A 10,286-nucleotide genomic window follows, 5' to 3' on the forward strand; every position below is an offset into this window, starting at 1 on the left:
TCTTGAGAATGGAAGCCAAGCTTTTTTCCCGGGTCAATTTGTCGACGGCCGCATCGCCTGATGATCCCGAGGGGAAGCGCTCCGAGAGCATCGGCGACAGAGGCGGTCAGCGAAGTTCTTCCGCGGCAGGCGACCTTGATCGTCCGGCTCGCAAGGAGACGGCCGGCCGGCAGCCCGCCACACGCCAGGCCGGCTATTCCGCGCCGGTGGTCGACCTCGGCGGCAACAAGCGGCCCTATATGGAGCCGAGGGGTGGCTCGGACGATACGCCTTCGAAAATCGGCGATATCGAGAGCCCTGCCTGGCAGGAATATTTCTTCCTTGCACCCAATGTGCGTTTTACACGCACGCCGGACTATGAGGCCAGGAAGCATCGTCCACAGCACGAGCGTGTTGTCGAACACGCCGCGACGCGCCCGGCACAGCAAGCCGTTGCGCAACCCACGGTCGGCAGGGCGTCCTCCGCGCCCTCGCTCCTGGCATTGCCGGCGTCGGTGAAAAGCCCTGCTTCCCAGCCGCTGGCCGGCCACGCCACGCAAGGGCCACTGCCGCCGGCTGCTGCTTTTGTTGCCGCGGGGCGCGCCAGGGAGAAGGTGCCAGTCGTTGCGCCGGTGCCGCCGAGGACGGTCGCAACGGGACGGGCATCCGCGCGCGCGTCCGTTGCTCCGGGCGCCCCGACCAAAACGCCCACCTCCGAAGGGCTACGCTGGCCCTATCTTTCGGATCATGCCTTCTTCGAGGCTATGGCACCCCATCTGGTCGACGTTTCGCCCCCGGCCCGGCAAATCGGTTCAGCGTCGTCTGCGCCGCTCGCCGCAGCGCCAGTCACCACTATGCCGATCGACATCCGCCCGACGACAGGGACCGATGCCACCGCATTGTTTCGAGTCATCGACTGCCTGCCGGGCCAGGCCTTGAAGCCGTTGCCGGATGTTTGGCCGGCCAATTCGAACCAGGCCGTCGACCAACCTGACGTGCCGGCGAGCTATGCGCCGTCGCCGGTCCAGCCTGTCGCGATCTCCCCTGCCAAAAGCGATGCCGTTCCCGCGCCGGCCGCGCCAAATGTGGACGTTGCCGTCAGGGTCGCTGCCGCTCGCTCTCCGCGCTTGCCCGGGGCCGGAAAGATTGCGCCGTCAATCGCGGGCGATCCCTATGAGCTTCCCCCGGAAGAGCTCTTGCAGCAGCCGCCGGAGGGACAAGGTTTCTACATGTCGCAGGAGCGGCTCGAGCAGAATGCGGATCTCCTGGAAAGCGTGCTCGAAGACTTCGGTGTGCGCGGCGAGATCATTCATGTTCGCCCCGGTCCGGTCGTCACGCTCTATGAATTCGAGCCGGCGCCGGGCGTCAAATCTTCTCGCGTCATCGGGCTTGCCGACGATATCGCCCGCTCCATGTCGGCGATTTCGGCGCGCGTCGCCGTCGTGCCCGGCCGCAACGTCATCGGCATCGAGCTCCCGAACGAAACGCGCGAAACCGTCTATTTCCGGGAGCTGATCGAATCGGAGGGCTTCCGCAAGACCAGCTGCAAGCTGGCGCTTTGCTTGGGCAAGACGATCGGCGGCGAGCCGGTCATCGCCGAGCTGGCGAAGATGCCGCATTTGCTGGTGGCCGGAACCACCGGCTCCGGCAAGTCGGTCGCCATAAACACCATGATCCTGTCGTTGCTCTATCGGCTGAAGCCGGAAGAATGCCGGCTGATCATGGTCGATCCCAAGATGCTCGAACTCTCCGTCTATGACGGGATCCCGCATCTTCTGACGCCCGTCGTCACGGATCCCAAGAAAGCCGTCACCGCGCTCAAATGGGCCGTGCGCGAAATGGAGGATCGGTATCGCAAGATGGCGCGGCTCGGTGTGCGCAACATCGACGGCTACAACGAGCGCGCCGCTCAAGCCCGTGACAAGGGCGAAACCGTCGTCATGACCGTGCAGACCGGCTTCGAAAAGGGCACCGGCGAGCCGCTTTTCGAACAACAGGAAATAGACCTTGCGCCGATGCCCTACATCGTCGTCATCGTCGACGAGATGGCCGATCTGATGATGGTCGCCGGCAAGGAGATCGAAGGCGCGATCCAGCGGCTGGCGCAGATGGCGCGCGCCGCCGGCATTCACCTGATCATGGCGACGCAGCGGCCCTCGGTCGACGTCATCACCGGCACGATCAAGGCCAACTTCCCGACCCGGATTTCCTTCCAGGTGACATCGAAGATCGACAGCCGCACCATCCTGGGCGAGCAGGGCGCCGAGCAGTTGCTTGGCCAGGGCGACATGCTGCACATGATGGGTGGCGGGCGCATCTCGCGCGTGCACGGGCCGTTTGTTTCCGACGCGGAGGTCGAGCATGTGGTCGCGCATCTCAAGGCGCAGGGCCGCCCTGAATATCTGGAAACTGTGACGGCCGACGAGGATGAGGAAGAAATCGAAGAAGACCAGGGCGCGGTCTTCGACAAGGGATCCGTTGCAGCCGAAGACAGCGATGCCGTCTACGACGAGGCGGTCAAGGTGGTGGTGCGCGACAAGAAGTGCTCGACGTCCTACATCCAGCGCCGCCTCGGCATCGGCTACAACCGCGCCGCGTCGCTGGTCGAGCGTATGGAAAAAGAAGGCTTGGTCGGCACACCCAACCACGTCGGCAAACGCGAGATCATCATGGGCCGGCGCCAGGCAGCGAGCGCGCCCGACGATGGCGCGGATTGAGCGGCGGGCCGTTTGGAGTTCACATGAAAAAGGCCGGTTGCCCGGCCTTTTTCATTACAAGCGCATTGGCCTCAGCCGATCGCCAACTCAGCCGATCGACTGGCCGGTCTTGGCCCAGTCGGCGAGGAACTGTTCCAGGCCCTTGTCGGTCAGCGGGTGCTTGACCAGTGCCTTCAGCGTCGCCGGCGGCACGGTTACGACGTCGGCGCCGATCAGCGCCGCCTGCTTGACGTGATTCACGGTGCGCACCGAAGCAACGAGGATCTCGGTCTGGAAATCGTAATTGTCGTAGATCTGCCGGATCTCCTGGATCAGCTCCATGCCGTCGATGCCGATGTCGTCGATGCGGCCGACGAAAGGCGAGATGAACGAAGCGCCGGCCTTGGCCGCCAGCAGCGCCTGGTTGGCCGAAAAGCACAGGGTGACATTGACCAGGCGGTTCATCTCGGTGCGGATCGTCTTGCAGGCCTTGAGGCCGTCGAGCGTCAGCGGCACCTTGATGCAGACATTGTCGGCGATCTTGGCCAGAACCTTGGCCTGCTGCATCATCTCGGAATATTCGGTGGCGGTGACTTCAGCCGAGACCGGACCCTTGACGATGTTGCAGATCTCTTTGGTGACATCGGCGATCTTGCCGCCGGATTTGAGGATCAGCGACGGATTGGTGGTGACGCCGTCGAGCAGCCCCAGATCGTTCAGCTCACGGATGTCCTTGACGTCGGCGGTGTCGACAAAAAATTTCATGGCGGGTCTCCTGAAGATTTTCACGTGCATGTCATGCACATTCGTGGTCGGCCTTTGATCTAGACCAAAGTCAGGGCAAGGTCACGCCTCATGATCGAAGATTCGCCCTTTGTCGCAGCCGCACCGGTGCTGGTGCCGATGCCTGCCGAACGCCCCTACACCTATGCCGTGCCGGCCGGCATGCGCGTGGTGCCGGGCTCGATCGTGCGCGTGCCGCTCGGGCCGCGCCAGGTCGCCGGCATCGTCTGGGACGGCGCGGTCGAGAAAGTCGACGCGAAAAAGCTGCGCCCCATCGAACAGGTCTTCGACTGCCCACCGATCGACCGCGCGATGCGCCGTTTCGTCGACTGGGTGGCGCAATACACGCTGTCGCCTCCAGGCATGGTTGCGCGCATGCTGCTCAGGGCATCGGAGGCTTTCGACCCCGAACCGTGGATCGAGGGGCTGCAGCGCACGCTTCTCGCACCCGACAGGATGACGGGCGCCAGGCAGCGCGTGCTGGAGACGGCCGAAGGCGGGCTCGCCTGGACGCGATCCGGCCTTGCCCACGCCGCAGGCGTGTCGTCGACGGTGATCGACGGCCTGAGGGCACAAGGCGTGTTCGAGACGGTGATGATCCCGCCGCGCCCGGTGGTGGCCGCGCCCGATTCCAGCTACGCCATACCGGAACTGATGCCTGACCAGAGCGCTGCGGCGCAGATGTTGCGCGCCAATGTCGCAGCCGGCGTGTTCAACGTCGCGCTGCTCGACGGCGTCACCGGATCAGGCAAGACCGAGGTCTATTTCGAGGCGGTGGCGGCTGCGCTCGACCAAGGCAGGCAGGTGCTGATCCTGCTGCCGGAAATCGCGCTGACGCATGCCTTTCTCGAGCGCTTCCAGCAGCGCTTCGGCGCCAAGCCGGGCGAATGGCATTCCGACTTGCCGCCGCGGATGCGCGAGCGGGTTTGGCGGCAGGTGGCGGAAGGCGGCGTGCGGGTCGTCGCCGGTGCGCGTTCGGCGCTGTTCCTGCCGTTCAAGGAGCTCGGCCTGATCGTCGTCGACGAGGAGCATGACCCTGCCTACAAGCAGGAGGACCGCGTCTTCTACAATGCGCGCGACATGGCCGTGGTGCGCGGCCATATCGGCAGCTTTCCGGTGGTGCTGGCATCGGCGACGCCATCGGTCGAAAGCCGGGTCAATGCGAGCCAGGGTAAATACAACAGGGCCGTGCTCTCCGCTCGCTTCGCCGAGGCGGCGCTTCCGCATCTGAAGGCGGTCGACATGCGGCGCGCGCCGCCGGCGCGAGGCGGTTTCCTGTCGCCGGTGCTGCTCGACCAGATGCGCCAGACGCTGGAGAGGCAGGAGCAGTCGCTGCTGTTCCTCAACCGGCGCGGCTATGCGCCGCTGACGCTGTGCCGGGTCTGCGGTCATCGCTTCGGCTGCCCCGTCTGCTCGGCCTGGCTGGTCGAGCACCGTTTTCGCGGTCAGCTCGTCTGCCATCATTGCGGGCACAATGAGCGCCGCCCCGAAGCCTGCCCGGAATGCGGCACGCTCGATCATCTGGTCGCCTGCGGACCGGGCGTCGAGCGGATCGCCGAAGAGGTCGTTACGCATTTTCCCGACGCGCGCACCATCGTCTTGTCGTCGGACCTGATGGGCGGCGTGCGGCGGCTGCGGCTGGAGCTGGAGGCGATCGCCGATGGCGAGGCCGACATCGTCATCGGCACGCAGCTCGTCGCCAAGGGCCATAATTTTCCCAACATGACACTGGTCGGCGTCGTCGACGCCGATCTCGGACTTGCCAATGGCGATCCGCGCGCCGCCGAGCGCACGTTCCAGCTGCTCAGTCAGGTCACCGGCCGCGCCGGCCGCACCGGCAAGAAGAGCCTTGGCCTTTTGCAGACTTTTCAGCCCGACCACCCGGTGATGCGGGCGATCGTCTCCGGTGACGCCGAGGCCTTTTACGAGCGCGAGATTGCCGAGCGTGAACGCGCGGCCCTGCCACCCTTCGGCCGGCTGGCCGGCGTCATCGTCAGCGCGGTGACGCGAGCGGAAGCCGAGGGCCATGCACGCGGCCTGCGCCGCGCCGCGCCCGAGGCGACAGATTTGTTCGTGCTCGGCCCGGCGGAGGCGCCGTTGTCACTGCTCGGCGGCCGTCACCGGTTCCGTCTGCTGATCCAGGGCGAACGGCGCGCCGACATGCAGGGTTTCATCAGAGCCATGCTGGCCAATGGGCCGAAGCAGCGCGGTTCTGTCAGGGTGCAGGTCGACATCGACCCGCAGAGCTTTTTGTAAGGTCACGCTTTCAGCGATAAGTTGCCCGCAAGCGAGCGAGGAACGGAATATCATATGAAAACCCTTGGCCTTCTCGGCGGCATGAGCTGGGAATCCACCGCCATCTACTATCGCCTGCTCAACGAGATCGTGCGCGAGCGGCTGGGTGGGCTGCATTCGGCGAAACTGCTTCTGTGGTCGTTCGACTTCGCCGAGATCGCCGAGCGGCAGCATCATGGTGACTGGGATGGCGCCGGTGTGCTTCTCGTCGAAGCCGCACGCAAGCTCGAGGCCGGCGGCGCGGAGGGTCTGCTTTTGTGCACCAACACCATGCACAAACTGGCCGACCAAGTGCAGGCGTCGGTGTCGATCCCGCTGATCCACATAGCCGATGCCACCGCGGTGGCGGTCAAGCGCGCCGGCATGCAGCGTCCGGCGCTGCTGGCGACGCGCTTCACCATGGAGCAGGATTTCTACAAGGGCCGGCTCGCCGACAGATTTGGCTTGAACCCTGTCGTACCCGATAGTGCCGGGCGCGACATGGTCCATCGCGTCATCTACGACGAGTTGTGCCAGGGCATCGTCAAGGAGACTTCAAAGGCGGCCTATATCACCGAGACCGAGCGCCTGCGCCGCGAAGAGGCGGCCGACAGCGTCATCATGGGCTGCACCGAGATCACCATGCTCATAGGCCAGCTGGATTTCGACATTCCGGTCTTCGACACGACGCGCATTCATGCCGAGGCGGCTGTGGAATTCGCGCTCGGTTGATGTGCTTTTCCTAAAGTGCCGGGAGCCATCTGGCGTGGGGTTTTTCCTTCGCTAGAATGCCCGGAATTTCAAAACAGGCATTTCGAGGGGACAGTATGGATTTTGCGCTTCCATGGCCGACGAGCCAAGGCGAATGGCTGGCCTGGTCGAGCGCCGTCTTCACCGTGCTGCTCGGTCTTTTGTTCTTCCTGGCGCCGGGGCTCGCCTTTCGTGCCCTGCGCCTGCAGGTCAAGCCAGAGAAGGCTGCTGCGATCGCCGAGGGGCGCGGCAGGATGTCGGGCTTTTATCTCGGCGTCGGCCTGTGCTGTATCCTGCTGGCGCAGCCGCTGATCTACATGGCGCTCGGCTTTTCCTGGCTGTTCACCGCCTTCGGCCGGCTGCTGTCGATGATGTCGGATGGCGCCAACACGCCTTTCAATTGGGTTTCCATTGTGCTGGAATTGGTGCTGGCGGCGTTACCGCTCGCCTTTGCCTTCGGCTTTCTGCCTTGAATCGTTGGGTATTCCGCGATGGAAGACGGGTGACTTTCGCCGGATGCGACAATAGTGCCTGAAAACCATGCGGAACGACGCATTGCGGTCTTAAAATGCCTGTGCTAGACGGCAATCGACTTTCGGCCGGGGATAGCGGAAGCCGCGCCTCCGTGCTCGAAAAAATGCAGTAAGGTCAAAGATTTAGCCAGAGTTTTTGCTCGCGCCAACAATCTACGGCCTGTCAGACAAGAGAAAAGACGGTCCGTGGCTCAATCGTCATCGCCAATCTCAGGTGTCGCAGAACGCTATGCGGGTTCGCTGTTCGAACTCGCCCTGCAGGCAAATTCCGTGGCCAAGGTCGAAGCCGACCTCAACAGCTTCGAAGCCATGCTCGCGGGCAGCGCTGATCTCACCCGGCTGATCAACAGCCCGGTGTTCTCCAGCGAGGACCAGGCGAAGGCCATTGCGGCGATCGCCGACAAGGCCGGGATCACCGGCCTCACCGGAAATTTCCTGCGCGTCGTCGCCCGCAACCGCCGGCTGTTCGCCATTCCCGGTATGATCAGGGCGTTCCGCCAGATATCAGCCGAACATCGTGGCGAGACCGCTGCTGAAGTGACGTCGGCTCACGAGCTGACGGCTGCCCAGCAGACCGAACTCAAGGCGGCGCTGAAGAGTGTTGCCGGCAAGGACGTGGCCATCTCCGTCACCGTCGATCCGTCGCTGCTCGGCGGGCTGGTGGTCAAGATGGGCTCGCGCCAGATCGATACGTCGCTCAAAACCAAACTCAATTCGCTCAAGCTTGCACTGAAAGAGGTCGGCTGATGGACATCCGCGCCGCGGAAATTTCCGCAATTCTGAAAGACCAGATCAAGAATTTCGGCAAGGAGGCCGAGGTCTCCGAAGTCGGACAGGTGCTGTCCGTCGGTGACGGTATCGCCCGTGTCTACGGCCTCGACAATGTCCAGGCCGGCGAGATGGTCGAATTCCCCGGCGGCATCCGCGGCATGGCGCTCAACCTCGAAGCCGACAATGTCGGCGTCGTCATCTTCGGCGCCGACCGCGACATCAAGGAAGGCGACATCGTCAAGCGCACCGGCGCCATCGTCGACGTCCCCGTCGGCCCCGGCCTGCTCGGCCGCGTCGTCGACGCGCTCGGCAATCCGATCGACGGCAAGGGCCCGATCAAGGCAGTCGAGCGCAAGCGCGTCGACGTCAAGGCGCCCGGCATCATCCCGCGCAAATCGGTGAACGAGCCGATGTCAACCGGCCTCAAGGCCATCGATGCGCTGATCCCGGTCGGCCGCGGCCAGCGCGAGCTGGTCATCGGCGATCGCCAGACCGGCAAGACCGCCATCATCCTCGACACGATGCTCAACCAGAAATCGGTGCACGACAACGGCCCCGAGAAGGAAAAGCTCTACTGCGTCTATGTCGCCGTCGGCCAGAAGCGCTCGACCGTCGCGCAGTTCGTCAAGGTGCTGGAAGAGCGCGGCGCGCTCGAATACTCGATCATCGTCGCCGCCACCGCTTCCGATCCGGCACCGATGCAGTTCCTGGCGCCGTTCGCCGGCGCCACCATGGGCGAATATTTCCGCGACAATGGCATGCACGCGCTGATCAGCTATGACGATCTGTCGAAGCAGGCCGTCGCCTATCGCCAGATGTCGCTGCTGCTGCGCCGCCCTCCGGGCCGCGAAGCCTATCCGGGCGACGTCTTCTATCTGCACTCGCGCCTGCTCGAGCGCGCCGCCAAGCTCAACGACGATCTGGGTGGTGGCTCGCTGACCGCCCTGCCGATCATCGAGACACAGGCCAACGACGTGTCGGCCTACATCCCGACCAACGTGATCTCGATCACCGATGGCCAGATCTTCCTCGAAACCAACCTGTTCTTCCAGGGCATCCGTCCCGCGGTGAACGTCGGTCTGTCGGTCAGCCGCGTCGGCTCGGCCGCGCAGATTAAGGCGATGAAGCAGGTTGCCGGCTCGATCAAGGGCGAGCTCGCGCAGTACCGCGAAATGGCGGCCTTCGCGCAGTTCGGCTCGGATCTCGACGCCGCCACGCAGCGCCTGCTCAACCGCGGATCGCGCCTGACCGAACTCCTGAAGCAGCCGCAGTTCTCGCCGCTGAAGACGGAAGAGCAGGTCGCGGTGATCTTCGCCGGCGTCAACGGCTATCTCGACAAGCTGCCGGTCAACCAGGTCGGCAAGTTCGAGCATGGCCTGCTCAGCCACATGCGTTCGGCAGGCAAGGACGTCCTCGATGCCATCCGCAAGGAAAAGGCGCTGTCGGACGATCTGCGCGCCAAGCTGAAGGCCGAGATCGACGCTTTCGCCAAGACCTTCGCCTGAGCGAATTGCAAGACGGGATCAGGTTTGAAGCATGCCTTCATTAAAAGACCTTCGTAACCGTATCGCCTCGGTCAAGGCGACGCAGAAGATCACCAAGGCGATGCAGATGGTCGCCGCGGCGAAGCTGCGCCGTGCGCAAGAGGCCGCGGAAGCGGCGCGCCCTTATTCGGAGCGCATGGGTTCCGTTCTGGCCAACATCACCCAGGCAATCGGCGGCGGCGGCGATGCCCCGGCGCTGATGACCGGCACAGGCAAGGACGACGTGCATCTGCTCGTCGTCTGCACCGCCGAGCGCGGCCTGTGCGGCGGCTTCAATTCGCAGATCGCCCGCCTTGCCCGCGACCACATCCGCAAGCTTTTGGCGGACGGCAAGCAGGTCAAGATCATCTGCGTCGGCAAGAAGGGTTTCGACATCCTGCGCCGCGACTATGCCTCGATGATCATAGACCGCGTCGACCTGCGCGAGGTCAAGACACTCGGCTTCGTCAATGCCGATGCGATCGCCAAGAAGGTCATCCACCTCTTCAATGAGGGCGGCTTCGACATCTGCACGCTGTTTTATTCGCAGTTCAAGTCGGTGATCAGCCAGATCCCGACCGCGCAGCAGATCATTCCAGCGGGCGTTGCTTCGGCTCCGGCCGAGGCGATCGATGGCGGCAACGCTGTCTATGAATATGAGCCGGAGCCGGGCGAAATCCTCTCTGACCTCATTCCGCGCAACATCTCCGTGCAGGTTTTCCGGGCGCTGCTCGAAAACGTGGCCGGCGAAATGGGTGCCAAGATGAGCGCCATGGACAATGCGACGCGCAACGCCGGCGACATGATCAACAAGCTGTCGATCACCTATAACCGCCAGCGGCAGGCGCAGATCACCAAGGAACTGATCGAAATCATTTCGGGCGCCGAGGCGCTCTAGGCGCGGTTCGCGGGGTTTTCGCCCGCGACCGGACCGCGTGAGAAACAAAGGACGAAAAAGGGTAAAGACGAAGGCGAAA

8 protein-coding genes are annotated in these 10,286 nt (G+C 63.9%); 7 read left to right on the plus strand and 1 reads right to left on the minus strand.

The window, feature by feature from the left end; genetic code table 11:
- Window positions 1-8: 8 nt before the first annotated feature.
- Window positions 9-2,696, plus strand: coding sequence for a DNA translocase FtsK (locus EN943_RS10305; RefSeq protein WP_127412524.1), 2,688 nt, complete (start codon window positions 9-11; stop codon window positions 2,694-2,696).
- A gap of 87 nt (window positions 2,697-2,783) precedes the next feature.
- On the opposite strand, the gene fsa is transcribed toward EN943_RS10305, so the two are convergent.
- Complete coding sequence (fsa, locus tag EN943_RS10310) at window positions 2,784-3,440, minus strand: fructose-6-phosphate aldolase (RefSeq protein ID WP_127412525.1); 657 nt, start codon at window positions 3,438-3,440, stop codon at window positions 2,784-2,786.
- A 90-nt stretch (window positions 3,441-3,530) separates the two neighbouring features.
- On the opposite strand from fsa, the gene EN943_RS10315 reads away from it, so the two are divergent.
- The 6 genes from EN943_RS10315 (at window position 3,531) to EN943_RS10340 (ending at window position 10,207) form a co-directional block, all read left to right on the plus strand.
- Window positions 3,531-5,714, plus strand: coding sequence for a primosomal protein N' (locus tag EN943_RS10315; protein ID WP_127412526.1), 2,184 nt, complete (start codon window positions 3,531-3,533; stop codon window positions 5,712-5,714).
- Window positions 5,715-5,768: 54 nt separating this feature from the next.
- A complete protein-coding gene (locus tag EN943_RS10320; RefSeq protein WP_127412527.1) occupies window positions 5,769-6,464 on the plus strand; it encodes an aspartate/glutamate racemase family protein in 696 nt (231 codons plus the stop codon).
- A 95-nt stretch (window positions 6,465-6,559) separates the two neighbouring features.
- Complete coding sequence (locus EN943_RS10325) at window positions 6,560-6,955, plus strand: DUF4345 family protein (protein WP_013529034.1); 396 nt, start codon at window positions 6,560-6,562, stop codon at window positions 6,953-6,955.
- A 246-nt stretch (window positions 6,956-7,201) separates the two neighbouring features.
- The gene (locus tag EN943_RS10330) at window positions 7,202-7,762 is read left to right on the plus strand and encodes a F0F1 ATP synthase subunit delta (protein WP_127412528.1); all 561 of its coding nucleotides are present in this window, start codon (window positions 7,202-7,204) and stop codon (window positions 7,760-7,762) included.
- A complete protein-coding gene (gene atpA, locus EN943_RS10335) occupies window positions 7,762-9,291 on the plus strand; it encodes a F0F1 ATP synthase subunit alpha (protein WP_023811756.1) in 1,530 nt (509 codons plus the stop codon). The genes EN943_RS10330 and atpA overlap by 1 nt, the downstream gene beginning before the upstream one ends.
- A gap of 31 nt (window positions 9,292-9,322) precedes the next feature.
- A complete protein-coding gene (locus EN943_RS10340; protein ID WP_127261419.1) occupies window positions 9,323-10,207 on the plus strand; it encodes a F0F1 ATP synthase subunit gamma in 885 nt (294 codons plus the stop codon).
- Window positions 10,208-10,286: the final 79 nt, after the last annotated feature.

The organism is Mesorhizobium sp. M7A.F.Ca.US.006.01.1.1, assembly GCF_003997935.1.
Lineage (GTDB): Bacteria > Pseudomonadota > Alphaproteobacteria > Rhizobiales > Rhizobiaceae > Mesorhizobium.

What these genes read in the sequence shown, in the direction of transcription:
- EN943_RS10340 (WP_127261419.1), top strand. Translation starts at nt 9,323, where the DNA reads ATGCCTTCATTAAAAGACCTTCGTAACCGTATCGCCTCGGTCAAGGCG.
- EN943_RS10320 (WP_127412527.1), top strand. Translation starts at nt 5,769, where the DNA reads ATGAAAACCCTTGGCCTTCTCGGCGGCATGAGCTGGGAATCCACCGCC.
- EN943_RS10325 (WP_013529034.1), top strand. Translation starts at nt 6,560, where the DNA reads ATGGATTTTGCGCTTCCATGGCCGACGAGCCAAGGCGAATGGCTGGCC.
- atpA (WP_023811756.1), top strand. Translation starts at nt 7,762, where the DNA reads ATGGACATCCGCGCCGCGGAAATTTCCGCAATTCTGAAAGACCAGATC.
- fsa (WP_127412525.1), bottom strand. Translation starts at nt 3,440, where the DNA reads ATGAAATTTTTTGTCGACACCGCCGACGTCAAGGACATCCGTGAGCTG.
- EN943_RS10315 (WP_127412526.1), top strand. Translation starts at nt 3,531, where the DNA reads ATGATCGAAGATTCGCCCTTTGTCGCAGCCGCACCGGTGCTGGTGCCG.
- EN943_RS10305 (WP_127412524.1), top strand. Translation starts at nt 9, where the DNA reads ATGGAAGCCAAGCTTTTTTCCCGGGTCAATTTGTCGACGGCCGCATCG.